21 protein-coding genes are annotated in these 23618 nt (G+C 69.7%); 4 read left to right on the top strand and 17 right to left on the bottom strand.

What is annotated here, in order from left to right; translation table 11 throughout:
* Positions 1 to 21 precede the first annotated feature (21 nt).
* The 7 genes from WMF28_RS40135 to WMF28_RS40105 form a co-directional block, all read right to left on the bottom strand.
* Positions 22 to 1692: a DUF2169 family type VI secretion system accessory protein gene (locus WMF28_RS40135; protein WP_437598979.1), complete on the bottom strand. Its 1671-nt coding sequence runs from the start codon at positions 1690 to 1692 to the stop codon at positions 22 to 24.
* 58 nt (positions 1693 to 1750) lie between these two features.
* The gene (locus WMF28_RS40130; protein ID WP_437598978.1) at positions 1751 to 2821 is read right to left on the bottom strand and encodes an FHA domain-containing protein; all 1071 of its coding nucleotides are present in this window, start codon (positions 2819 to 2821) and stop codon (positions 1751 to 1753) included.
* Positions 2822 to 3132: 311 nt separating this feature from the next.
* Positions 3133 to 3771: a signal peptidase I gene (lepB, locus tag WMF28_RS40125; RefSeq protein ID WP_437598976.1), complete on the bottom strand. Its 639-nt coding sequence runs from the start codon at positions 3769 to 3771 to the stop codon at positions 3133 to 3135.
* 72 nt (positions 3772 to 3843) lie between these two features.
* Positions 3844 to 4725: a trypsin-like serine peptidase gene (locus tag WMF28_RS40120; RefSeq protein WP_437598974.1), complete on the bottom strand. Its 882-nt coding sequence runs from the start codon at positions 4723 to 4725 to the stop codon at positions 3844 to 3846.
* 327 nt (positions 4726 to 5052) lie between these two features.
* Positions 5053 to 5580 carry a hypothetical protein gene (locus WMF28_RS40115; protein ID WP_437598972.1) on the bottom strand — a complete coding sequence of 176 codons (528 nt, stop codon included), beginning with the start codon at positions 5578 to 5580 and terminating at the stop codon, positions 5053 to 5055.
* Between the two features lie 139 nt (positions 5581 to 5719).
* Positions 5720 to 6910, bottom strand: coding sequence for a glutamate 5-kinase (gene proB, locus WMF28_RS40110; protein WP_437598971.1), 1191 nt, complete (start codon positions 6908 to 6910; stop codon positions 5720 to 5722).
* Positions 6903 to 7556 carry a hypothetical protein gene (locus WMF28_RS40105; protein WP_437598970.1) on the bottom strand — a complete coding sequence of 218 codons (654 nt, stop codon included), beginning with the start codon at positions 7554 to 7556 and terminating at the stop codon, positions 6903 to 6905. The genes proB and WMF28_RS40105 overlap by 8 nt, the downstream gene beginning before the upstream one ends.
* A gap of 912 nt (positions 7557 to 8468) precedes the next feature.
* Here WMF28_RS40105 and WMF28_RS40100 point away from each other — a divergent pair.
* A complete protein-coding gene (locus tag WMF28_RS40100) occupies positions 8469 to 9002 on the top strand; it encodes a hypothetical protein (protein ID WP_437598968.1) in 534 nt (177 codons plus the stop codon).
* Between the two features lie 1104 nt (positions 9003 to 10106).
* Here WMF28_RS40100 and WMF28_RS40095 read toward each other — a convergent pair.
* Positions 10107 to 10445 carry a hypothetical protein gene (locus WMF28_RS40095; protein ID WP_437598967.1) on the bottom strand — a complete coding sequence of 113 codons (339 nt, stop codon included), beginning with the start codon at positions 10443 to 10445 and terminating at the stop codon, positions 10107 to 10109.
* Between the two features lie 287 nt (positions 10446 to 10732).
* On the opposite strand from WMF28_RS40095, the gene WMF28_RS40090 reads away from it, so the two are divergent.
* On the top strand, positions 10733 to 11809 hold the full coding sequence (locus WMF28_RS40090) for an IS1 family transposase (RefSeq protein WP_437598966.1): 1077 nt from the start codon (positions 10733 to 10735) through the stop codon (positions 11807 to 11809).
* 748 nt (positions 11810 to 12557) lie between these two features.
* Here the strand turns inward: WMF28_RS40090 and WMF28_RS40085 are convergent.
* From WMF28_RS40085 to WMF28_RS40075, 3 genes are all read right to left on the bottom strand, one after another.
* Positions 12558 to 12806 carry a hypothetical protein gene (locus tag WMF28_RS40085; RefSeq protein WP_437598964.1) on the bottom strand — a complete coding sequence of 83 codons (249 nt, stop codon included), beginning with the start codon at positions 12804 to 12806 and terminating at the stop codon, positions 12558 to 12560.
* Entirely contained in the window at positions 12803 to 13369 is a 567-nt protein-coding gene (locus tag WMF28_RS40080; protein WP_437598962.1) for an RNA polymerase sigma factor, read from the bottom strand. Before WMF28_RS40080 ends, WMF28_RS40085 begins: the two co-directional genes overlap by 4 nt.
* Positions 13370 to 14050: 681 nt before the next feature.
* A complete protein-coding gene (locus WMF28_RS40075) occupies positions 14051 to 15028 on the bottom strand; it encodes a hypothetical protein (protein ID WP_437598961.1) in 978 nt (325 codons plus the stop codon).
* A gap of 32 nt (positions 15029 to 15060) precedes the next feature.
* On the opposite strand from WMF28_RS40075, the gene WMF28_RS40070 reads away from it, so the two are divergent.
* The gene (locus WMF28_RS40070) at positions 15061 to 15582 is read left to right on the top strand and encodes a hypothetical protein (protein ID WP_437598960.1); all 522 of its coding nucleotides are present in this window, start codon (positions 15061 to 15063) and stop codon (positions 15580 to 15582) included.
* Between the two features lie 892 nt (positions 15583 to 16474).
* On the opposite strand, the gene WMF28_RS40065 is transcribed toward WMF28_RS40070, so the two are convergent.
* From WMF28_RS40065 to WMF28_RS40040, 6 genes are all read right to left on the bottom strand, one after another.
* Positions 16475 to 17077, bottom strand: a complete 603-nt coding sequence (locus tag WMF28_RS40065; RefSeq protein ID WP_437598959.1) for a hypothetical protein — start codon at positions 17075 to 17077, stop codon at positions 16475 to 16477.
* Between the two features lie 442 nt (positions 17078 to 17519).
* Positions 17520 to 18422: a hypothetical protein gene (locus tag WMF28_RS40060; RefSeq protein ID WP_437598958.1), complete on the bottom strand. Its 903-nt coding sequence runs from the start codon at positions 18420 to 18422 to the stop codon at positions 17520 to 17522.
* A 272-nt stretch (positions 18423 to 18694) separates the two neighbouring features.
* Entirely contained in the window at positions 18695 to 19591 is an 897-nt protein-coding gene (locus WMF28_RS40055) for a hypothetical protein (protein ID WP_437598957.1), read from the bottom strand.
* A 267-nt stretch (positions 19592 to 19858) separates the two neighbouring features.
* Positions 19859 to 20587: a Crp/Fnr family transcriptional regulator gene (locus tag WMF28_RS40050; RefSeq protein WP_437598956.1), complete on the bottom strand. Its 729-nt coding sequence runs from the start codon at positions 20585 to 20587 to the stop codon at positions 19859 to 19861.
* Positions 20588 to 20685: 98 nt separating this feature from the next.
* A complete protein-coding gene (locus WMF28_RS40045) occupies positions 20686 to 21411 on the bottom strand; it encodes a Crp/Fnr family transcriptional regulator (RefSeq protein ID WP_437598955.1) in 726 nt (241 codons plus the stop codon).
* 66 nt (positions 21412 to 21477) lie between these two features.
* On the bottom strand, positions 21478 to 22398 hold the full coding sequence (locus WMF28_RS40040; RefSeq protein WP_437598954.1) for a hypothetical protein: 921 nt from the start codon (positions 22396 to 22398) through the stop codon (positions 21478 to 21480).
* 422 nt (positions 22399 to 22820) lie between these two features.
* On the opposite strand from WMF28_RS40040, the gene WMF28_RS40035 reads away from it, so the two are divergent.
* A complete protein-coding gene (locus WMF28_RS40035; protein ID WP_437598953.1) occupies positions 22821 to 23414 on the top strand; it encodes an RNA polymerase sigma factor in 594 nt (197 codons plus the stop codon).
* Positions 23415 to 23618: the final 204 nt, after the last annotated feature.

The following is a 23618-nucleotide window of genomic DNA, read 5'->3' as shown; positions in this document are numbered from 1 at the left end:
TCCCTCCATCCATGTTCCGGCTCAGTCCTTGCGGAAGCGCCTGTACAGGCTGCCGACGAGATCGGGCCGCTCCTGCTTCCGCACGGGCTCAGGCGCCGCGACGGGCGCGGGCGCCGCGACGGGCGCAGGCGCTGCATCCGGCGCAGGCGCCGCGACGGGCTCAGGCGCCGCGACGGGCGCGGGCGCCGCATCCGGCGCAGGCGCCGCGACGGGCGCGGGCGTCGCATCCGGCGCAGGCGCCGCGCTCGGCACGCGCAGATCGACCGTGCCCTCCAGCGGCGACGCGGGCACCGGGATCGCCGTCGCGCTGCGCTCCGCCCACGGCGCGCTCTCCCGCTCGCCGCTCTCCCGCTCGCCCCGCTCCCCCGCAGGCGCGATCGGAAACGGCGCGTGCACCGCGTCGTGATGGCCCTCACCCCGGATCCGCGCCGCGGGCGGGAGCGCTGCCTCCGCCGCGCGCGATCGCGCCTCGCTCCCCGGCGGCAGCGTGTCATCGAGCGAGAACGTGCGCTCGAGCGGGTGCGTGTCCGCGACCGGCTGCGTGCTCCCGAGCGGATGCCCTCGCGCGGCCGCCACGCTCTCCGGCGCGTCCACGATGTCCTCGTCGGCGAGGGTCACCGTCGTGCTCCAGTCCGTCAGCTTCACGGTCTCCGGCGCCGCCTCCGCGAGCGGCGCGCCCGCGAGCACCTCGGCGAGGCTCGGCCACGGCACCGGCTGGCCCCCTACCTCCACGCCCACCGAGACGCGCAGCGCCGAGAGCGCCTCCTCCGAGGCCACCTGGAAGCTCCCGCGGAAGACCACCGCGCAGCGCTCGGCGTCGGCGTGCACGATCAGCATGTCGCCCGCGAGCGACAACCACCGCTGCGCGCCGTTCGGCAGGTGAATCGTCGCGAGCGCCCGCAGCGCCGGCAGGCGCGTGGCGAGCGTCGGGTGACGCGGGCTCAGGCCCTCCAGCACGATCTCCTCGCCGCCGAGCACCCGGTCGAACCGCTGATCCAGAGGCGCCGACTGGAAGTACGACCAGTCGAAATCCTCCGGGATCGACGCGATCCCCTCCAGCCCCCCGCGCGCCAGGCCGCGGAGCAGGCGCGCCCGGCTCGGCACGATGGACGGGATGGGCCCGAGCCCGATCGCCGCGCGCCGCCCGCCGGGCGGCAGCAGGTTGGGCAGCGCGATCGCGCCGCCCGTGTCCTCGAACGCGCCGACGCCGAAGGGGTTCTCCGGATCGCCGGGCCCGCCCCAGGCGCGCTGGTACTCGATCGGCATCTTCAGGAACGGCTCGGGCTCCGGCGCCGGCGACACAATCGAGGCCGCCCGATCGCCCACGACCTCGAGGCGCTTGTCGACGAGCGCCGTCGTTCCGCGCAGGACCGCGAGCCGCACCGGCATCCGCCGCGTCGGCGCCCCGCCCGGCGCCCACGCGTGCCCGGTGAGCACCACCTCCGCGCGCTCCAGCCACGGCGCGAGCTCGCTCGCCGCGAGGAGCGGCTTCATCGGGTGGCCCCGCGTGTAGGCCTCGCTCCGGATCACCTCCAGCGGCTCGATCCGCCGCGCGTCGCCGCCGGGCACCATCGCGAAGGTGGCCTTGGCGATGAGCGTCACGTGGAGCTGGCCACGGCTGCGCCACAGCTTCGCGCCCGCGGCGACCGGTCCGGCGCGGAAGACGTCGAGCGGCCAGCGAGCGGAGGTCACGGACGAGACGCCCCCCGGAGGAGATCGCTCCGGCGCGGCCGCGCGCGGGCGGCGAGCACTAGTTCGTGTTGAGCTCGACGCGCAGGAGCTTGCGGCCGATGAAGAGGTAGTCGCCGTGGGCGAGCTCGCGCTCGCTCTTGATGCGCACGTACGTGCCGTTGCGGCTGTTGAGGTCGGTCAGCGTGAACTTGCCGTTGTGCTCCTCGAGGCGGCAGTGCGAGCCCGACATGTACAGGTCGACGGGGAAGTTCAGGTCGCCGCCCTCGCGCCCGATCTGCAGCGAGCTGCCGCGCGCGCAGACGGTCATGCCGACCGCGCCGCCCTGGAGCACCTGCGTGAGGCGGAACGGGCTCGGGTGCTTGGGCGAGGAGTAGAAGAAGGTCCCGTCCGTGTCCTGGCCGTCCGAGGCGCGCGGCGTCGGATCGAGCCGGAAGAGCTGCTCGCCCGCGAGGAAGGTGTCGCCCGGCGTGATGTCGATCGTGCCGCGCACGCGGATGTACACGCCGTTCAGCGAGCCCTCGTCGCGCACGACGAGCTTGCCGTCGCGGTAGAAGAAGTTCGCGTGCTTCGGCGAGACGAACGGATCGTCCGGGAAGACGAGCTGCCCGTTGCGGCCGACGATGTGCTGCTCGGCCTTGAGGTGGAAGGAGAGGCCGTCCATGCCCTCGCCGCGGATGAGGATCAGCTTCGCCTTCGCCGGGTTCTGCATGTCCCCGAAGAACAGCGTCTGCGCGTTGAGGATCTCGGGCGGGACCGCCGTTCCGCACCTCCCGCAGAACTTGTGGCCCGAGGGAACTCCGCTCGAGCAGGAACGGCAGACGTAGTTACGGGCTTGCTCCATCAGCTCCTCCTGGGAGAGTTCGGCGAATTCGCTCTTGGACGAGGTGGTCTTGGGGCTCCGCCCCGCGCCGCGCGAGCCCGTCGGATCGAGCCGGGCCTCCGCCTTCACGCTTCCGCTGCCGGCGGCGGGCGTCGGAGAGCGCCGGCCCGATGCGGCCTGCGCGCCCGCCCGGCGCGGCGTGAACAGGGCCAAGTCGTTCGCGCACTCAGAACAACGCGCGGTGCCCATCGGGCACCACAGGTCGCACTGGCCACAGACGATGCCGATCTCGTGCTGTTCTGTGTGCAAACGTCTCCTCGGTGCATTGGAGGACCGCGGATCGCGGTTCTCCGACCCGCGCCAGTGGAAGGCCGCCTGGGCGGACCTCCGACCGATGAAGCGAGCCCGGGCGCGGGACCCGGCCCGCTGCTCGCGCTGGATCCATGACCCGGGTGGAGAGAACCACGGTTCTAGACGTCGGAGAGCGGAGGGGTCAAGCACGAGCTGACGCAGAGCCAGGGCTTTCGCCTGGAAGACGGTCCGTTTCGTGGGCCGCCGGCGCTTTCGTGGGCCGCCGGCGCTTTCGCGGCCGCCGGCGCGCTCGCGGGCCGCCGGGGCCGTCAGCGCACGAAGGTGAAGCGGCGCTCGTCGTCGCTCCAGCCCCCGGCGCCCAGCAGACGGAAGACGATCCGCTGGCTGCACGCGGCGCGCGGCTGCAGGCCGAAGTCGCGCGAGTCGTCGTGGTAGCTCCGGTTGTCGCTCAGGAGGAAGACCGTGTCGGGCCGCACCTCCACGCGGTGGCGGCGCTCGCGCGGAGGCCTGCGTCCGGTCGCCCGCAGGTGAAGGCCGGGGCCCATCATCACCATGTCGCACGAGATCGGGACCGCGTTGCCCGTGGCCGGGTCGTTGATCTTCAGCTTCGGCTCGGTGCACGCGACCTCGGCGTCGTAGCGCTGCCCGTTCACGACGAGGGTGCTGTGGTCGACCTCGACCGTGTCGCCCGGCACGCCCGCGATCCGGCCCACGATGTGGCTGCCGGGGGTCTCGGGATCCGGGCACCGCACCAGCTCGCCGAAGCCGGGCGTGCCCCGCGTCAGCACGACGACCACGTCGCCCGGGGCGAGGCTCGGCGCGATCGAGGCGCCGAGGCTCGGGTCGTCCGGCACCCTCCAGACGTCGAGGACGAGCGCGCGGAGCACGACGCCGATCACCAGCAAGGTCCCCAGGATCCAGAGCAGCCCGTTGAACAGCTTCCGCATGCGGCCCCGCAGCCTAGCGCAGCGGCGGCCGCGGGCGGCGAACAAGGCAGGCTCGCGGACGCCGCGGCCCCGTCAACGCAGGCAGCTCCGGTACGGCGGCAGCTCGCTCGGGCTCGCGCCCGCCGCGATCTCGCGGGCGGCGGAGAAGAGCTCGGGCCACACGTCGAGGCGGCTGAAGTACGAGGTGCCGGTCGTGGTCTCGTCGCCGTCCATCACGCTCGACGAGATCACGCCGACGACGTCGCCCCCCATGTCGCTGCGCGCAGGCCCCCCCGAGTCGCCGGGGCAGATCGAGGTGGTCGCGACGAAGTGCCCGGGGCCCACCGTGTCGATCGTGCCGCCCGGCCGCGGCACGAGGTGGACCGGGGAGCGCGAGAGCGCGCAGCGGCCGAAGCCGTAGGGCGTCACGTGCTCGCTGGACCCCGGCACGGCCTCGATCCGCGGCGCGAGGGTCGGGATCCCGATCAGGCGGCGCGACAGCACGAGGAGGGCGATGTCGCCCTCGCCCGACGTGTACCCGCAGTCCGGCGACACCACCGCGCGGACCGTGACGTCGCCCCAGGGCAGGTGGTCGCCCCCGAGCTCGATCGAGATGGCCTCGGGCTCCTGATCGCGGCGCAGCGTCCTGCCGTTCTCGTCGCGCGCCGCGACGCAGTGGTGCGCGGTGAGCACGAGGTCCTCGGTGATGAGCGTCCCCGTGCAGGTCACGTCGGTGACGATCCGCACGATCGCGTCCTCGTTCGTCGCCAGCTCGAACGGAGGCCGCAGCTGGAACGGGCGCTGCTCCTGGCCCGGCTTCGCCGCGGGGATCGGCAGCCCCGCGTTGGTGATCGGCGCCGCGCAGCCCGCGGCGGCGGTGAGGGCGAGCGCGGCGGCGACCACGGCGCCGCGTCGGTACAACCCTGCCCATGCGGCCGACGAGGCGCCCAGCGTGCAAGCTTGCGGCTGTTCCACCTGAGGGAGACCCTCCCAAGCGCAACCGGTTGTTCAATCGGACAGCGCCCCCGGTGTCGACGCGCCGAACAAGACCCAAGGCTACGACATGAGAAGGTGACCGTCATTCGACATCGACAGGGTTTCCAAGCTTGGATACGACCTCGACGATCGTCGATCTCGCCGGCGCTTCGCGGTCGCGCCGCCGCGCTGTCACATGCGCCTTCCGCCCGACTGCCACCCTGTCCAGCCAGACCAAACAGATTGGTTCCGGGCAGAATCATTCCGACGCGCGCGTCGAGATCGTGTCGCCTCGGCCGTCGTTGACGTGCCCTCGGTGCGCTGCGTTCAGCGCATCGCGACGAGGCGCACCTCGCTCGCGCTGCGCTCGTAGGCGGCGCGCACGGTGGTCGCGTCGATCTGCGGGTCCTCGACGCCCGCGGCGACGAGCTGCTCGAGGAACGCGCGCTGGCGCTCGGACTTCGCCTCGAGCCACGCGGGACAGCCGCCGTTCGCGCAGGCCGCCGAGGCCTGCTCGGCCGCGGCGAGCGCGTCGCGGACGCGACCGCGGCGGAGCAGCGCGCGCGCCGAGAGGTGCGCCGCCTCCGGGAGCTCGCGCACCTCGCGGGGGGCGGCGTCGAGCGCGGAGGAGGCGAGGCCCGGCTGCTCGCGCTCGAGGTAGGCCGCGGCGAGCGCGGTGACGCTCGCCGGCGTCCGGCCCGCGGCGTAGCGGGCCTCGAGCGCCGCGAGCTCGCCGAGCCCCGCCGTGGCGCGCGGCGGCAGCAGCTGCGACGCCTTGACGCTCGGCGCGAGCCCGACCGTCCAGATGACCCCCGCGAGCACCACGCCGTTGGCGACGAACAACCCGAAGCGCATCACCCGACCTCCAGGAAGCAGACTGGAACTGCTGACAAGACCGAGCGACAGCCGGGCGGCGCGAAGGTTCCCGCGAGCTGCGAAGGACGCGCGATCGGGGGGGCGGTTCACCCACAGGGCGGCCTGGACGGCGGCGGGGCTACTCGCTCGGGAGCACCACGAGGTCGTCGCGGTGGACGACGACGTCGTCGCCGGACTCGTCGCGCTTCTTCCGCGCGATGCGCGCCGCGTCGCCGGCGGACATCCGCGCGAGCCCGCGCGCGATCTCGGTGCCCTCCGGGTCGAAGACGGCCACGGCGTCGCCCGGGAGGAAGGTGCCGCGCACGCCGAGGACGCCGACGGCGAGGATGCTCCGGTTCTTCGAGGCGATCGCCTCGGCGGCGCCCCGGTCGACGAGGATCGCGCCGCGCGGGCGCAGCGTGTAGGCGATCCAGTGCTTGCGCGCGTTGAGCCGCTGCGGCACGGCGGCGAAGAGGGTGCCGACGTCCTCGCCCGCGAGGATGCTCGTGATGATGCCCGGCTCGCGGGCGGCGGCGATGACCACGTGCGAGCCCGCGAGCGTGGCGCGGCGCGCGGCCTCCACCTTGCTGGCCATGCCGCCGGTGCCGACGCCGGAGGTCGAGGCGCCGGCGAGGTGCCGCGCCTCGCGGGCGACGCTGCGCACGAACGGCACGCGGCGCCCGTCGCCGTCGAGCAGGCCCTCGACGTCCGAGAGGAGGATCAGGAGATCGGCCTCGCAGAGCGGGGTCACCATCGCGGCGAGCTGGTCGTTGTCGCCGAACTTGATCTCCTCGACCGCGACGGCGTCGTTCTCGTTGATGATCGGGATGGCGCCCGCCTCGAGCAGCGCGGCGAGGGCGTTCCTCGCGTTGTTGGTGCGGGTGCGGTCCGCGAGGTCGGCGTGCGTGAGGAGCACCTGCGCGACGAGCAGGCCCACCTTGCCGAAGGCCTCCTCGTAGCGCTGCATCAGCACGCTCTGGCCGGCCGCGGCCGCGGCCTGGAGCCAGGCCATGTCCTTCGGGCGCGCCTTCAGCCCGAGCTTCGCCACGCCGAGGGCGATGGCGCCGCTCGACACGATGACGAGGCTCCGGCCGGGGCGGGCGCGGAGCGCGGCCACCTCGACGGCGAGCCGGTCCCAGGCGTCGCCCGACAGGCTCTTCGAGCCGATCTTGATGATGACGCGGCGGCAGCGCTCGAGCGCGGCGCGCGCGCCCTCTGGGTCGGGCTCGGGCGCGGGCGCGGCGACGCCCGCGTGGCGGGCTGCGGCGTCGGCCGCGTGGCGGCCCGTGGCGGCGCCCTTCGCGGCGGTGCGTTCCTCGTGCTCAGTCATGGGGGAGGCCGGCGGCGGCGATCTCGTCGAAGGCCGCGTCGAGGCGGCGCTCGATGTACTCGGGGGCGGCGGCGCCCGCGAGCAGGAACGCGTCGATCCAGCGCGTGAACTCGTCGCGCAGGTCCTCCGCGCCGCTCGGCAGGATGGTGACGCTCGCGCGGAGCGAGGGGGACAGCGCGCGCCGCACGGCGCGATCGACGGCGTCGCGGATCCAGCGCGCCTCCTCGGCGTGGATGCGGACGGCGCTGGTCCGCCGGACGCGCGTGATGTAGCGGTTCAGGAGGTGGCCGAGGGCGTAGACCTCGAGGCCGCGCGCGGCCGCCGCGAGCGCGAGGGCCGGGTTGAGCCGCCGGAGGACCTCCTTCGTGACGAGCTGCGCGGCCTTGCGGAACGGGGTCTGATCCGCGCCGGGCTGGGTGAGCAGGGCGCGCGCGTCGGTGGTGAGGCTGAGGCCGTGGCGGGCGACCGTGTCCTGGACGATGGCCCCGCGGATGCGCAGGAGCATCCGATCGGGGAGGACCGGGACCGGGATCCACGAGGCGCCCACCGCGAACGCGGTGAGCACGGCGAGTCGACCTCCGGGAGGCGGGCCGCCCGGGGTGACCTGAGCGGCGGACGGCGGGTTCGCGGCGGGTTCGGATGACATCGCGCGCACGGTACTACGGCGCCCGGCGGGTGGCGAACGGGTGGCGATGCCGGCGCGCGGCGGAGAGAGCGGAGAGAGCGGAGGCGAGGGCGGGTGAGCCGGCGGAGAGGGGAGACGGCGAAAGGGCGAGGGCGAGCCCGAAGGCGTCCCCCCCACGCTCCCCCAAATCGCGCTGCCACGGCCGGGAAACGCGATGATCCCGCGGCGAGCCGCGTTCCGAGCCGTTCCCCTCGGCCGTCGCCGCGGGCGCAGCCGTTCCGAAGCGTTCGGCGGCGCCGGTGCCGCCGGATCTCGCCTTTCCGACGGCCCGAGCGCCGTCTCGCCCCGGGATCGTCGCCCGCGGAGCGGCCCGAGCGCCGTCTCGCCCCGGGATCGTCGCCCGCGGAGCGGCTCTCTGGCCGTGCGTCAGGACCAGCTCCTCGCGATGCTCGCCCTGGTCGACGCCTGAGCGCAGCAGGCGCGCCGCTGAGGCGGATGTCGGCCAGCTCGGTGCGCGCCATCGACCTGGCCGAGCTCGGGCGCGATGCCGGCGACGAGGAGCACGGGTGCGAGCTCGCTGCGGGGTCGAGGTGGACGCCGGCGAGCTCGGCACCGGGCGTGATCTCGGCGCGGCCCCTTTCCGCCGCTACGGCTGGCAGTGGTCGAGGCGCACGTCGCGCGATCGCGATACGTCGCCATAGTCAAGCCGAATCGTCGCGGCGCTGCGGGGTTCTGAGCGGCGGGTGTTCGCCAACCCCATGGTTGACGAACACTCGCACCGCGTAACCGCCTGCGCGCCTGTGCCGCCCGGGACGCGTCGATTCACGTGCATTGTGATCTACTCGCCGAATTTCTCTTTGACGCCCACGTCATGTCCAGAAAGATCGTGCTCGCACTCACATCGCCTGTCGCGACTCGGCCAGGGCCTCCACCATGTCCATGCGCTTACTCGGCAAGATCGGCTTGCTCTACGTCGGTGCGCTCGTCGTGGTTCCGGCGCCAGCACAGGCACTCGAGTTCAACGGCGGCGTGAGTGTGGGCGGGATCCAGGTCGGGATCGAACCCAAGATTGCCGTGAGCCCCTTCGCCGCGTGGCTCTGGCGCAGCGAGGGCGACTTCCGGCTCGAAGTCCACAACATGCTCAGCATCGTTCCAGGGGCAGGTGTCGGGGTCTACGACCGAACGGCAGTCACTCTTGGGTATGCCACGAAGACAACCACCGTCAGCCTCGGGCCGTCCCTGGCGATCTACTCGATGCCGGTATGTGGTGCCGTGATCTGTGACCGCGTGGTGGGGGTTGCTCCAGGCGGCCGCGCCCAGTCCGACTGGTACTTCGCCGGGCCCTTGGGCGTGTCCACCAGTGTCCATGTGGACTGGGCTGGCGGCAGCAGTCGCGTTCTTCCTGGAAGTCTGGTCGTGATGGCGACCACTGGACCCATTTGGAGATTTAAGGTAAAGTCAAGATGAACAGAATATTTGTTGTTCTCTGTTTCGGTCTCACGGCGTGTAATTACGATGTGGGAGAGTGCTACGTCCGGGGTGAGGGAAACGAAGGTGCCGGGGGCAGCATCATCACCCCGACAGGAGGGGTTGGAGGCTTCGGGTGGTATGTGCCACTGGAGCCGCAAAGTCACACGGGCCTCGGCGGGGATCCGTGCTCGCAAACAGTGGAGTGCACGGTCACGTGGAAGGCTGGTTCGGCTGTCTGCAATAACCAGGGCGCGTCAGGTAGCTGCACGACACTGTATCATGGCGAGCACGCGAGCTTGGACGAGGCCAAGGATCGATGCGAAGAATCCTCTGGGGTTCGAAACGGATCCGGTGCGCAGTCGTGCGGCTCGTGTCGGTGGGTGAATGGGGCGAATGGCGATCCGGTTGAAAAGTGCAGGCAGCGTTGCGACAGGATTAACGTCGATTGTATAAATCGATGTCCGAAGGGAGATAAGAATTGCATGCACGAGTGTAACGAGGAAAACGGAAAATGTCTCAGGGATTGTGAACGATGAGCATTGTATAAAATTTGGCGAAACGCACGGTGAACTGAGAACTGTAGCCCTTCCCTGGCATCCGCCATCGACTTGCCCGAGTTCGGGCGCGCTGCCGCAAGGAGCTCGAGGCGAACTCGGCGGCGCCCCCTCCGCGGCGGCGCGGGCGCGGAGGTCGAGGCGGGCGTCGGCGAGCTTAGCGCGGCCGCCGTCGATCTGGCCGAGCTCGGGCGCGTGGCCGGCGAGGAGCTCGAGGCGAGCGCGGCAACGCCTCCTCCGCGGCGGCGCGGGCGCGGAGGTCGAGGCGCGGCCGCGGAGTCGAGGGGTAACTCGGGCGCCGGTGAGTGGACGCCGCTGCTCAGCACCGCGAGCTCCGGGCCGTGCAGGCAAGATCAAGCGTGCCACGGACAAGCTCGAGGGCCGTTGCTGGCGTCGCTACATGGCGCCGGTGCACACAGTGCGAGCGCCGCGGTAGATGCCGGCGAACTCGGGTCGAGCGAGGGATCGACACGGCGCACCCTTCAGGCGGGCGCGTTGACCAAGCGAGCTCGGCGAGGCCCTCTGCTGCGGCGGCAGGGGGTAGTGCTCAATTTTGAGCAATGGGCCCTGGACCGCCTTGAGGTGAGAGTCGCTCGCGGAGCTCTCGCCTGAGATCCTCCTCGCCTTCGATCTCCCACCCGTCCTCCTTCATCCCCGCAAGGTGCTCAAGGTGTATGCGCGGATGTAGGTAGATCTCCAGGTCGTACTCGTCTTCCGTCAGACTGACCACGTGTACGTCGGTCTCCGGTTCGCGCTCGACGCGACCGACGACGCGCTGACGACCGCGGTCGACGGTGACAACATCGCCAACCTTCGGCGGCTCGGGTAGCTCGATGAGCTTTGACATGGTGTGACCGACGTTTTCCAGTGTGATCCGCACGCGCATGCGACGAGCCTACCACGCGGGCCGCGCGTCCGGTTGGTCAGGTGCCATCGTGCCGAAGAGCCGTTAAACAGGCTGCGATCACGCGCTCTGGCTATGACAGTGCGTGTCCTATCCGCACCGAAATGCCGTGAAACATAGGCTTTTAGTGCTACCTTGCAGGGTACTTAGCAAAGCGCCTCGCCTCGGCTGGAACCCGAGACGGGGCTGCAACACACCCTGTGGTGGCCCACAGAGCGCGCGTCGCAGCCGCATGATGGGCCGGCCCAGGCGGAGAGACAAGACCCTGCATGGCACACGTGCTGCCCACGGCGAAGCGCGTCGAGGTCGTCGCTCATCTCGTCGAGGGGGCGGGCATCCGCCCCACGTCGCGGCTCACCGGCGTGAGCCAACCGGCGATCCTGTCGCTGCTGCTGCGCGTCGGCGAGGGCTGCGAGCAGCTGCACAACCGGCTCGTGCGCGACGTCGACTGTCGAACGATCCAGGTGGACGAGATCTGGAGCTACGTCCGGAAAAAGCAGTCTCGGGTGACGGACACTGATCCTGCGGAGCGCGGCGATGCGTACACCTTCGTCGGCATGGCGAGCGCGTCGAAGCTGGTCATCAGCTACCGCGTCGGGAAGCGCGATGAGGAGAACACGAGCGCGTTCATCGCCGATCTGCACGCTCGGTTGGTCACGGTCCCGCAGCTCTACAGTGACGGCTGGGCGCCCTACGTCGCTGCGGTCGGCTCATCGTTCGCGCTCGCGGGTTCGGTCGACTACGCCCAGGTCGTCAAGCGCTACAACCGGAAGGCCCGCAAGGACGATGACCACCGCTACGAGCCGCCGCGCGAGCCGTTTATCACGAAGACGCCCGTGTTCGGGGTGCCCGACATGAACCGCGCCAGCACGAGCCACATCGAGCGGCAGAACCTCATGATCCGGATGCACATCCGCCGGTTCACCCGGCTCTGCAACGGGTTCAGCAAGCGCCTCCCGCACCACAAGGCGGCCGTCGCGTTGCACATGGCGTTCTACAACTTCTGCCGCCCGCACGAGGCGCACCGTGTGACGCCCGCCATGGAGGCCGGGCTGACCGATCACGTCTGGAGCATCGAGGGGCTCGTCACCGCGGCGCTCTCCGAGGCACCCACGGAGCCGCCGAAGCCGAAGCCGAAGGCGCTGAAGCTGCCGGAACTGCCCGCCGGAGCGCCTACGACGCCCGCCAGAGCCTTGCCGAACGGCCGGGGCTTTCTCCGGCTCGTCGGCTCCGCCCCGGCTGCGCCTGTGGCGCCCACAGAGCCGGAGCCGCCGTCAAAGCCACCCCCCGCCCCGAAGCCGAGGCGGGGGGTGCAGCTGTCATTGTTCAGCGACCTGGACGACTAGAGGCACCGATAGTGTCGCGGTCGCTCTACGCGACGCAGGCTCGGATTGATGGGCGGAGGAAAGGCCGGACCAATGAAGGGCAGAAAAAGCTGCCTCATTGGACGGTGCAGCTTCACACGCGGCGGTTCGCCACGTGACTCGTTCGGAGTGTCGAACGGGAGCTTGAGGAGAGGATGATGAGCAGTCGAGGTCTGTGAATGGACCGACTTATTACGACGCCGAGGGGCCATGATTGCTCCGCTGGCAAAAAGCGGATCAAGCCCCTTGACGTCTGTACCTAGCTTAGTCTAGATACAGATTCGGACGCGATGGGCTCGATCCATCGTGACGACGCTTCGGTGTCGGGACGGGGGCTGGCGGTCGTAACCCGCTGGCCTTTGTCTTATCCGCTACCTAGGCGGCGTCAGTTGCCGGGGGCACCCTACACACGCGTCGCTCCGATCGTCAAGCGATCGCGACACGCCCGGCGCCCTGGGGCATCATGCCCTATTTAGTTTTGAGCGTAAATGCTCAGTTGTTAGTTTCTGCTAACGACTACATTGTGCTGTAGTTTTGAGCGCTTAGCGCGGACGTGGCGTTCGCGTTCGGCCGTCAGTCGGACGGTGGCGCCGCTCCTGGGCTTGCTCGTCGGCGCCACCGCCGGAGCTTCAGCGCCGGAGCTTCAGCGCCAGCGCTTCGCGGGCGATCCTGAGCCGGCTGAGCGCCGTGTGTGGGCCCATCCGGTGCCGCCGCGCGTACGTCGAGACGCCTACTTGTCGTGCCGCACGAAGAGCAGATCGATGCTGTCGAGCGTCTGGATGGCGCCGAGCGCCTGCTGGGCCGCTTCGCGTTCGGCCTTGGTCCTCGCGTCGAGGAAGGCGCGGAGGACGGCGGCCCAGAGCTTGTCACGGTTCCAGGGGCGCACGCCTGGGAAGTCGTCGTGCGCGGGGACCCCTCCGGCGATGAGGGAGAGGTCCTCGCTGGTCAGCACGCGTTGCTTGAAGTCGGGGTGGTTCATCGGTGCCACCTCTTCAGCCGCAAGGCCAGCGCTTCCCGGGCGATGCGCAAGCGGCTGGCCGCGCTCGACGGGTTCATGCCGCGCCGCTTGGCGTACGCGACGAGCGACTCCGGATCGTCCACGGAGAGCAGCGCCTCGGCTTGCCACGGCGGCAGGCTGGCGAGCGCCTCCAGCACCTCGCGCGCCTGGAGCTGCGCCTCCAGGCTCGGCCCGACGGGCTCGCGGAGCCAGCCGAGAGGCTGCGCATGAAGCACCGCACGCCGCACCCACGCGCTGGTGATGTAGTGCCCGGCCTTGCGCCAGGAGATGCCGTAGAGCCACTTCCGGAGCGCCTTGCGGGTGTCGTCTGCGGAGTCCGGCCGGTACATGCCGCGCCGCACGGAGCGCCACGCGCCCATGAGCACCTGCTGCTCCACGTCGGCACGGTCGCGCGACGCGACGCCGCTCGCGATCAGCACGGCGAGGATGACGCTGCGCTCCGCAAGGATCGCCTGGATCGTCGGTCGCAGGCTTCGATGTCGCGCGGCAGGCGGGCGGCGAGCCCCCTTCCGCGGGCGCTTCACCCAGACCTCCCGCAGCTCGGGCAGCGGTCAGCGACAACCACGCCGGGCGCCAGGATGCGCTCCACGGTCGTCTTGGCGACGCGAGCGGCCAGCAGGACGAGCCCGGGCGAACCGCGTTCGGCGCCGCAGGCGACGCGGCACAGCGTGCGAATGTTCACGCCGTCCATGGCCTCGGAGACGGCGCGCCAGGTGACCAGCCGGGCCTTGATGCCGCGCAGGGCGGCGCGCAGCCGTCGGGTCTCGTCCGGGGTGAGGGAGAGGGAGGGGGTTCGGTGGTACGCGCGGCGTGTGGGTACACGTCCGCCTTGCCCACCGTCGTGGTGGGATCAGGTATCGCTGCACTGTCGGACCTCGTTGTCGCCGGGTTCGGCCACGCAGCCCGGGGTGGTGAGACACCCGCGGGCTGCACTACTTCCGGCCGAACCTACGCGGCGAGATCCCTAGTCGCTACGCCGAACGGGCAAACTTGAGCACTCCGGCTCAAAGTTGAGCATTACCCGGCAGGGATCATGGCGCACGTCGACGGGTGGGTCCGGTCGGGTAGTGGCTCGGTCCAGATCCATGGCGCGCGGTTGACACTCGGCCGACACAGCAGGCATGCCGCCTGCGCCAGAAGGGAGCATCGAGCCGATGCTCGACGCAGCCGTCGTGGACGGGCTGGTTCACTATTCAAACCGTCGTTCAGCGCTTTGAGAAATCTGGTGTTTCGCCGCGACCGATGGCGAGCGTCCACTTTTCCAGCAATGACGCGCCACTCTCCCAAAACCTCTTGCAACCGTCGATGTAGTGCGTGACAGCGTCTCGCTGTCCGATGGCGAGCAATTGGGATGCGAGCTCGAGATCGGGTCCAAATGATTTGAGTTGTGGCGAGCCGCGGACCTCGCTCGCGGCTCGCAGGTGTGCTGCTGCGCTGGCTGGTTCACCACGTGCTAGCGCGACTTTCCCTAGGGCGATGTGTGCGAGATGTACGGCATTGCCGTGCTGAAACGTATCGGCGTGATCCTCGGCGTCGGCAAGTAGTCGCGCTGCGGCTTCGGTTGCCCTCTGGTAGCTCTCAGACATGATCGCCGCTGCAACGATGTCCATGAGGATTCCGAGCGCTTCTAGCGAACAGCGCTCAAGTGTGAGTGCCGCTTCGTATTCCGCGAGTGCTTCGCGCGCAATTCGTGTGCGCTCCTCGCTCGAAGTCGAGCCAATGCTGGAGCTGAAGTGCAGCCCTCCTAGGCGCTGCCGCCAGGCTGACTCGTCTGGTTCGATTGTGGCTCCTCGTTTGTACAGATCTTCGGTTATGTCTGGATCTCCTGACGCAAGAAAGCTGCCGGCGTTCCTGAGGACCGCGAGGTCGTTGGGGCTGTTGGATACCGTGCTCAGCCAGAGGCGTTTCCCCTCATTGTATGCATCGGGGTGTTGTTCCGGGTGGATGCGCGCGAAGGCAGCAAGGTGGATTTCTGGGCGATATGCGATTAGCCAGTGAATGTGGTCTGCTCGTCGCTTCTGTGCGTCATCGTTCGGGCTCGTGAAATAGAACCCGAGCAACTTTACGCGCGCTTCGATGTCATCCGAGCTCTTCAGTAGGTGGATCTCAAGGTTTGCGGCATCTTGCGCTGCCAAGTCGAGGCCTTCGGTGCAGATGGAGAGCCATTCAGGTGAGTGTGCCATGGCGTTGCAAGGATAGCGCATCCGGCAGGCGCATGTCAGCGAACTCGGCGCCGTTGCTGTCCACCCGGCCGAGCTCGGGCACGTCGCCCAAGACGTTGCGCTACATGGCCCCGGAGCAGACCGCGCGGCGCGGGGTAGAGGTGGACGCTGGCGAGCTCGGGGCGGCCGCGCAGGTGGAGGGGGCGACGTTGGGCGCTGGTGATTGGACACCGCCGCCCCCGCCCGACGCCGAGGCGATCGACTGGGCGGACCCGTGGACGAAGGTGGTCATCGGCAACGCGCTGAACAGCGGCGTCTTCGCGTTCCTGGCGCGGCACGAGCTGAACACGCTGCGCGAGGTGGTGCAGTTCCGTAACGCGCAGCGCGGCCGGTGTGACCCGTCGCGTCATGGGCTGGCGTTCGCGGCCGGTTACAGCAGCGCCCGCCGGGTCGATGACATGCTTTCCCGCCTGATCGCGTCGACCGATCAGGGTGGGCATGGGCTGGTCGTCCGGGAGCTGCGGCGCTGGCGCGGGGTGCAGACCTTGTCGCGGTCATGGACAACGAGGACGTGATGCGGGTCTAGGTTGCCGTTGACGCGGCCCCTCCGGTGAGAGGAACATCCGGAATCAGGGGAAGGCATGGGGCACGGGCTGAGGGGGAGGGCGAGCGCGCTCGTGCTGTGCGGCAGTGCCTGTGCGCTCGTCAGTGTTCCGGCGCCTGCACAAGCACTCGAGTTCAGCGGTGGCGTGAGCGTGGGCGGGATCCAGGTCGGGATCGAGCCCAGGCTTGCAGTGAGTCCCTTCGCCGGCTGACTCTAGCGAAAAGAGAGAGACTTTCGGATCGAGGTCCACAACATGCTCAGCATCATTCCGGGGGCACGCGTAGGGGGCTACGATCGAACGGCGGTTACCGTTGGATACAAGAGTCCTCAAATTAGGACACCACCTATTGCCGCGCGGGACGGTCTTCTGCTCACCGAACCGCATGTTCTTCACTGCAACGGCCCCTGTCAGTCGCTCGTCGGGACCCAACAGTAAACAGAAAGTCATTTCCTTCTTCGGACGCATACCGCATCTGGCGGCCGACATCCCCCTCTCCCAGGTAGATCTCCGGCTCTTCGTCAGAAGTCGGGCCGAATGATCTCGCAGGGTTGGCTCCATCGGCCGAGTTCTGGGTCACGTCGAGCATGCGGCACCCCCAGCGCGCAGGCGTCACTTCACACCCTGACGGGCGAGAGCGACCGCCCCTGCGCACGCTAGTTGGAGCACTGGTTGTGGAGACTGCGTGGCCTATGGACAAGCTCAAAATCGAGCTTGGTCACAGGGCCTCGGACAATCCTGCGGGTTGCCTACAATCCCCACAGCCACGACGGTGACGACCGTAAGTTCGCGGAATTTTTCGGCCTGGGTTTCGACGAAGAGCGAGCATTTTCCCATTCACGATCGCGTCTCAATCGACGCCGGACTACTCGCACGCGGCGGGGCAGGAGCCGCCGCAGTCTATGCCGGTCTCCTCGCCGTTCTGCGTGCCGTCGGTGCACGTCGGCGCGCGGCACACGTTGCCGATGCACACGCCGCTCATGCAGTCCCGGTGATTCGCGCAGCGCTCACCGCCGGAGCATGCAGGCGCGTCACGGCCGCCGCAATCCACGCCCGTCTCGCTGCCGTTCGCCCGCCCGTCGCTGGCGGTGGGGGCGCCGCAGCGCCCGGCTTTGCAGGCGCCCGACGAGCAGTCCGCGTCAATATTGCACTTCGCGCCGTTCGCGCACGGCACGCAGGGGCCGCCGCAATCGGTGTCCGTCTCGTCGCTGCCAAGGCGGTTGTCGATGCAACTCGCTGGGACGCACATGTGCTGTTCGCAGACAGCGTTGGCTGTGATCGCGCAATCGGCCTGGTACATGCATTCCACGCACTGGCCGGCGACGCAGTAGCCCTTGCCACCTCTGCAGCCTGTGCCGTCCGGGTGAACCTGATGGGTTGGTCCGCTGTCGTCGCACTGGTCAACCGTGCAATCGTTGCCGTCATCATGCTTGTCGGTGAGATCGACGACATACTCGACGACGCCCACCCCGTCACACCTCCGACGCATGCAGTCCCCCAACTTTTGGACTTCCGTCGTCCCGGCCTGGAAGGTGTGCCCGCATCGCCCGAGCTCGCACGAGCTAACGTTCGGGCAAGTGGTGGGTACGGGGGCGCAATCAGCAGGCGAACGGCATTCAAAGTCCGCGCCCTCGCAGCCCCTGGTGCCCTCGGGACATGACCAGCAAGGGCGGCACGCGAGCTCACAATCCGGATCGTCGGCCTGCTTGAAGTCGCAGCAGATGACCTGGGTCCGGCTTTGGCATGTGCAGACTTCATCTACACAGACTGTCCCGGGAGCGTTCTGAGCGTCAGTGTGGCAATCGTTGGTTTCGCCGCAGTTGAGATACGTATATGGAGACTGGCACGCCAACGGTATCGTAAACCATATCGCCGTCACGACGGCGGACGCGATGATGCGGAATGACATGTCACCTCCTAGCTGGCCGAGGCATCGTGCACGAATACCATCCTTCGGACTCGCAAAGCTCCTCCGTCGGCGTGCGCGTTCTTCGCCGGGGGGGCGGCGCAGGGGACGAGGCCGGGGGCGTCGGCGCGGCGGCGGGCGCCGGCTCCGCTTTCGCGGGCGGCGCCGTGGCGGACGGCGGCGGTGCAGCGGCCGGCGCAGGTACCTGCACAACGATGGGCGACGGGCGGAGCAGCACAACCAGGCTCGCAGCGGTCCCGAGCGCCAGCGCTGCGAGGCCGAGCGCAACGACGGCCACGGGGCCCGTCACACGGGAGGGCTGCGCGGGGAGCTCGGGGACCGACGACGCCGGGTGCGGCGCGGCCCCGCGCCGCACGGCTCGTATTTCTATCGACGCCGGGACCGTCTCCCGGCTCGATGGGCCGCGGGGCGTCTTCGGCCCGTCGTCCCTCTCGACGAGGAACGTATCGCGATCGTCTGGCACGACGGGCTGGGCCGCGAGCACCTCTGTCGATGCGTCTCGCAAACGATCGAAGAGCTCGAGCATGTCGGTGTAACGCTCCTCGTGGTGCTCCGCCGTTCCCCTCGCGATGAGCTCGGCGAGCGGCGCAGGGAGAACGGTGCCCGCCGGCAGGCGATCACGCACGACACGATCCATGATCGCCGCCAGGCTGTAGACATCGTCCTGCGGGCCAGTCGGATAGCCGCGCCTCAGCACTTCGGGCGCCTGGGGCCGATGCGTCTCACAGAGCTCGACCCGGAACAGCGCCAAGAATCCAAGCCGCGCGATGCGCACTTCACCCCGCGCGTCGAGGCTCAGAGACTCGAGCGTCAGGTCCCCATGACACACGCCCATCTCGTGAGCGGCTGACAGCGCCCCCGCAGCGTTCAGGGCGTGACGAAGCATCTCTGCGATCCCCTGCCATCCACCCGACAGGGAAACAGGCGTCCCTGCTGGCTCGGTGACGACGTACGGGCAGCCCTCTTCAGTCATCCCTCCATCGACGATGGCCGGTGACCACGGAAGCTTTACGCGCCGCAGGCGCTCCAGGCGCTCTGAAAAGCCTGTGTCACCTTGGGGCGCCGCGTAGATGCACCACGGTTCGCTCTCCTTGGTGCATTGCCAGCCTTGGAGCGGCGGAGGCGCGTCGATCCGATCGCTGATCTCGTAACCCGGAATCACCATCGGCGTGCCACTGCCACGGATGCGCCATCGGGCCGAACGTACCAATAAACCCCCGTTCCGGCGCCGAGGACCGCGGCGCCGATGAACGCGCCTATCGCGACCGTGCGAAGCGTGAAATGCTCCTCCGCGGTCTCGGTCACCTCGTCACAACCGGGCCGCGGCGCGATGCATCCGTTCGTCGGGCTGAGCTGGCGCGCGCGCCGGAACGCGGTGACGCGCCTGTCCTCCGCTATCGCGAGCGCGGTCCCGCCGGCCACGGCGGCAGCGGCGGCGCCAACCAGGCCGACATAGATCGGCCACGTCGGGCCCGGCGCGGGCGGCGGAGGCGGCCGGTGCGCAGCGCGGGCGGGCCGCTCCGGGGGGCTGGCGGGCCGCTCCGGGGGCAGCTCGAGCGTCACCTGCCGACGCTCGCCCGCAGGCACAAGCACGGGAGCAGACGCACGCCGCCCTGCGCGCTCGATCTCCACGAGATGGTCGCCGGCTCGCACCCACGTCTCGCGTGCCCCGGGCTCGAGCTCTTGCCCGTCCACGCGCACGGTCACGCCGGGATCTGCACGGACGATCAGGCGCCCGAGCCGCGCCTCGACCCGCGCGAGCTCGATCCTGTGCGCCTCGCGGGGGTCCAGGCGCACGCAGATCGCCAGGTACTCCCGGGCCGTGACGAGCTCGCCCATGCGGCTCGACAGCTGTCCAATGTTACAAGCGGCCTCCGGCGCCTGCTCGGCCTCCCACAGCGCCCGCCAGAGCTCGCGAGCGTCGGCCAAGCGCCGCTCCCCGACAGCTCGGTTGGCCGCCTGGATCGTCTGCTCGCGCATGCCGCGCCGCGACGGCGCGGCATGCGCGCCCGCCGACGCGAGGAGGACAGCCAGACACACACCAAGGCGACGCATGTTGGCGAGGTTACCGCAAGAAAACGCAAAAAACCACGGGGGAGATTGGGAGTCTCCCTCCCCCGTGGCTTTGCCGGCTGTCCCCGATCCTCTATTTGTATTTCGAGACCGGGTTGTTCGATTTTTAGGAAAATTATCCGCGCCAACGTAAAGGCGATCTGGATTACGAAATGGCGGCGTGGCGCACAGGTCCTACGGGAGAGCCATCCTTCATCAACTCCTTACGATATCCAACCACGCGCCCGTGTAGAACGAATGATCCCGGCGCTACCTGCTCGACGGCGGCCCCTCGTCGCCGGCGATGCGCGCGAGGACCTCCGGGAAGAGGTGCAGGGCGCCGCCGCTCCCTCGCTCGATCGCGTGGAGCGCCTCGAGCTTGTCGAGGTCCCTCTGGACCGTCTGCCGGACGACGCCGAGATACGCGGCGATTTGAGAGGCGGTCGGCTTTTCGTCGAGGACGATGTGGTTTGCGCCGGCCCGCTCGGCGCCGAATCGGCGAGCGTAGTTGAGCAAGAACGCGGCGAGCCGCACGTGCGTCGTCGCCCCGAGCGAGCCGAGCCGCAGCTGGGTCTCGACCATGCGCCGGTGCTGCTCATTCCCCCACGCGAAGTTGAGCTCGGCATCCGAGGCGAGGGCGGCGCGCAGGGCACGAGCCGGCAGTCGCACGAGCATGACCGGGCTGAGCGCGATTGCCGTCGTGCGGTACGTGATCTCATAGACGGCTTCGTCGCCGATGATCTCCCTGGCGCGGTACCACCCGATCGGCACCGTGCGCTCGGTGATCGTGGCGTCGAGCCGGACGGTGCCGCGGACGAGGAGCAGCGCGTAGGCCGCGGGGCTCCCCTCGGTGTAGATCGGGTCGGGCCCCTCGGTCTGCGCCGTGCTCCCGGCGCTCGCGATCTGGATCAGCGTGTCGGCGCTCGCCCGCTTGAGGACCGGCGAGCGCGCGAGCAGCTCGACGCGGTCACGCAGGGCGTCGTCGGGGAGCGGAGGCACGCGCGTAGCGTACACGAGCGCGACCGGTGCGCAAAAGGCCCGCTCTCGACCGTCGTTTGTACCTCAGCTCGACACCGGGAGCGGGTCCGCGACTCGATTCACCTGCTCGAGGGCGGGCCTTCCTGGTCGGCGATGCGCTCGAGCACCGCGGGATGGAGGTACAGGCCGCCGCTCACGCGCAGGATTCCGCCGAGCTCCTCCAACTTGTCATAGTCCTTCTGAACCGTTTGCCTCACGACCCCGAGATATGCGGCGATCTGCGAGGCGGTCGGCCGATCGACCAGCAAGAGCTTGTTCGTCTCGGGCTCCTTGCTGCCGAAACGGCGCGCGTAATCCAGCAGGAAGCCCGCGAGACGAACATGCGTTTTCGCGGCGAGCGCGCCCAGGCGCAGCTGCGTCTCGACCAAGCGCTCATGCGCCAGGTGCCCCCACGCGATCGCGAGCGCTGCATCGGACGCGAGCGCCGCGCGCAGGGCGCCGGCCGGCAGCTGGACGATCGACGTCGGGCTGAGCGGGACCGCCGTGGCGCGGTACGTGGGGTCATACGCGGCTTCCTCTCCGATGAGCTCCCCGCCGCGGTGCCACCCGGTCGGCACGGTGCGCCCGCGGATCGTCGCATCGAGCCGGACGGCCCCGCGGACGAGCAGCAGCACGTGCAGCGCGGGGCTCCCCTCGGAGTAGAGCGGATCGGGCCCCTCGGCCCGCGCGGTCGTGGTGGCGCTGGCGATCCGGGTCAACGTGTCGGGGCTCCCACGCTGGAGCACCGGCGAGCGCGCCAGCAGCTCGACGCGGTGACGGAGGATCTCGTCGGGCTGCGAGGGCACGGGCGCATGGTACGCGAGCGCGACCCGTGCGCGGAAGAGCGGAGGCGCAGTGTCGCTTTTACGACACTACGACAGGCCCACGCCGGGCAGGGTGCGATCCGGTCGGAATTGCGAGGTGGGCTCATCTCCCTCGTCGGGCTCGCTCAGCACGGGGAGCTCGGTCAGCGCGGCGGCGCGCACGGCGGCCTGGCGATCATCGGCCGGCCTCCACGGCCTGCGCCGCTCGCCAGCGGGCGGCGCCGGGACCGTGGGCGGCGGCGGCGCGATCGGCGGGGGAGGCGGCTCGCCCGGGCGCACCGTCGGCACGGGCGGTGGCGCCGACGCCTTGACCGGGGCGGGCGGCGGCTCGGCGCTGTCGGCGGGAGCGGGGGCGCCGGGGAGCTCGGCCAGCTCGGTGAACGCGGCACGACGACGCGAGATCGCAGCCGTGAGGGCGTCGCGCGTGCGAACCATGGTCGTCTCCGAGAGCAGGCGATAGGCGCCATGGATGCGGGAGAGCATGAGCCACGCGTTGACAGAGACCCCCGTGAAATCCGCGAGGTGCCGCGCCATCCTTTCGTTGATGGCGCGACGCCCGTCCATGACGGCCGCCGCGGCACCGGGGGACAGGCCAGATGCATAAGCAAATCGGGTCTGCCAATCGTCGTCCCCGCGGCAGAGCAGCCTGAAGGCTTCCGCCGGAGACGGCACGGATCGACCGCGAAACTCGTCGATCTCGGCGACCATGGCATCGGCGGTCGTCACGAACAACCCAAGGAGACGCCGCATCTCCTCCACGTCCCAGTTCTGAATCGCACCGACCGTTTCTTTCGCCGCGCGCTCGCGCTCGACCGCGGCATCCCGCTCGCCTCTGGCTCTGCCGAGCCTTCGGTTCGCGAGGGCGAGCTCCCCGACGAGACCGGCGATGACGAGAACAGAGACAAGCAGACCGAGCGCGAGCACACCGGCGTTGATGCGTAATATCTCATGTACCTGAGCCCATGTCATAGGCACCTCCGGACAAAGCGCGGCCCGGCCGGCCTTGAACGCGCCACGCGTCGGCGCTGTCCCCCGGGTGGGGTGGTCGGGGAACGAGCCAAGCGGACTGGACCGCGTCGGGACACTATGTCACATTTGCGACACCGTGAGGAGCCCCAAATTGGAAATCGAGAGGTGTTGCGAGGTCGGGTCCGCCTGCTCCCCGAGTCGCACCGCCTGCGCGGTGGTGGGCGCGGCGAGGCTCGTCGCTGACGCGGGTGAACGCCTGGCCAGGGATGGCCGGTCGACGCTCTCGGTGTGCGTCGCGACGGCGCTCCTGCTCGGCGTGCTCTCCGAGCTGCGGGGGCTGGCGCGGCGCTCCCGCGCACGGTGCTCACGGAAATTGGCGCATCGGCCTTTACACGCTGTCGCATTTGTGACACAATGAGAGCATGGCGAAGAGGGGCAGTCGCTATCCTGGGATTGACGTCCTTCTTTCGGATCGCGCCCTCGGGCGCCTGACTCGATGGCTTGTCCGCCTGGGTGTTCCGTCATCAGACGTGCACGACGTGGCGCAAGATGTCCTGGAGCAGATGCTCAAGACATGGGGCAATTACGACGCAGAGCGCTCGCCGGCCGATCGATGGCAGAACCGAATCGCGGTCTTCACGGCGTCGCACTATCACGAGAAGTTCAAGCGCCGCCCACGGGAACGGCCAGGCACCGAGCCAGATCCCGAGATGCCCGACGAGAGCCCGACGGCGCTGGAGCTCGTCGAGGACGTGTCGCGACGCCAGCACGCGCGCGCCCTCATTCACCAGATCCCCCCCGAGCTGCGCGACGTGCTCACGCGGTACCTGGCTGGGGTGCCGATGAACGAGATCGCGACGCAGCTCTCGCTCCCGGTCTCGACCGCGTACAAGCGCCTGGCCCGCGCCTGCGATGAGCTCGGGCACCTATGGCGGACGGCCGAGGCTACGGCGAATCAAACTTCCATTCCCCAAGCTCCGAATCCCCGAGCGCGACCGCCCCGGGATAAGGGGTGAACGCCGTAGGGGGGCCCATGGCCTGCAAACTGGCACGTGCCGCCCTGCAAGAGCGTGGCCACGGTCGCCGCGACGCGGTTGCTCGGTGGGGCGCCGCCGGCCCACGGCGAACGGGCAGGCTCTTGCGATGCGCTCGCGGATCGACGAGCCTGTCGGGCCATGTCGCGGCCGTTCCGGCCGCGCTTCACGAGGAAGGGGGGATGC

Source organism: Sorangium sp. So ce590, assembly GCF_051521365.1.
Taxonomy (GTDB): Bacteria; Myxococcota_A; Polyangia; order Polyangiales; family Polyangiaceae; genus Sorangium.
The sequence above is the reverse complement of the archived record's forward strand: the minus strand, read 5'-3'. Positions and strand labels throughout refer to the sequence as shown.

What these genes read in the sequence shown, in the direction of transcription:
- WMF28_RS40060 (WP_437598958.1), bottom strand. Translation starts at nt 18,422, where the DNA reads ATGCTTCGTCACGCCCTGAACGCTGCGGGGGCGCTGTCAGCCGCTCAC.
- WMF28_RS40075 (WP_437598961.1), bottom strand. Translation starts at nt 15,028, where the DNA reads ATGGCACACTCACCTGAATGGCTCTCCATCTGCACCGAAGGCCTCGAC.
- WMF28_RS40115 (WP_437598972.1), bottom strand. Translation starts at nt 5,580, where the DNA reads ATGCGCTTCGGGTTGTTCGTCGCCAACGGCGTGGTGCTCGCGGGGGTC.
- WMF28_RS40085 (WP_437598964.1), bottom strand. Translation starts at nt 12,806, where the DNA reads ATGAACCACCCCGACTTCAAGCAACGCGTGCTGACCAGCGAGGACCTC.
- WMF28_RS40090 (WP_437598966.1), top strand. Translation starts at nt 10,733, where the DNA reads ATGGCACACGTGCTGCCCACGGCGAAGCGCGTCGAGGTCGTCGCTCAT.
- WMF28_RS40040 (WP_437598954.1), bottom strand. Translation starts at nt 22,398, where the DNA reads ATGACATGGGCTCAGGTACATGAGATATTACGCATCAACGCCGGTGTG.
- WMF28_RS40100 (WP_437598968.1), top strand. Translation starts at nt 8,469, where the DNA reads ATGTCCATGCGCTTACTCGGCAAGATCGGCTTGCTCTACGTCGGTGCG.
- WMF28_RS40055 (WP_437598957.1), bottom strand. Translation starts at nt 19,591, where the DNA reads ATGCGTCGCCTTGGTGTGTGTCTGGCTGTCCTCCTCGCGTCGGCGGGC.
- WMF28_RS40095 (WP_437598967.1), bottom strand. Translation starts at nt 10,445, where the DNA reads ATGCGCGTGCGGATCACACTGGAAAACGTCGGTCACACCATGTCAAAG.
- WMF28_RS40105 (WP_437598970.1), bottom strand. Translation starts at nt 7,556, where the DNA reads ATGTCATCCGAACCCGCCGCGAACCCGCCGTCCGCCGCTCAGGTCACC.
- lepB (WP_437598976.1), bottom strand. Translation starts at nt 3,771, where the DNA reads ATGCGGAAGCTGTTCAACGGGCTGCTCTGGATCCTGGGGACCTTGCTG.
- proB (WP_437598971.1), bottom strand. Translation starts at nt 6,910, where the DNA reads ATGACTGAGCACGAGGAACGCACCGCCGCGAAGGGCGCCGCCACGGGC.
- WMF28_RS40035 (WP_437598953.1), top strand. Translation starts at nt 22,821, where the DNA reads ATGGCGAAGAGGGGCAGTCGCTATCCTGGGATTGACGTCCTTCTTTCG.
- WMF28_RS40070 (WP_437598960.1), top strand. Translation starts at nt 15,061, where the DNA reads ATGTCAGCGAACTCGGCGCCGTTGCTGTCCACCCGGCCGAGCTCGGGC.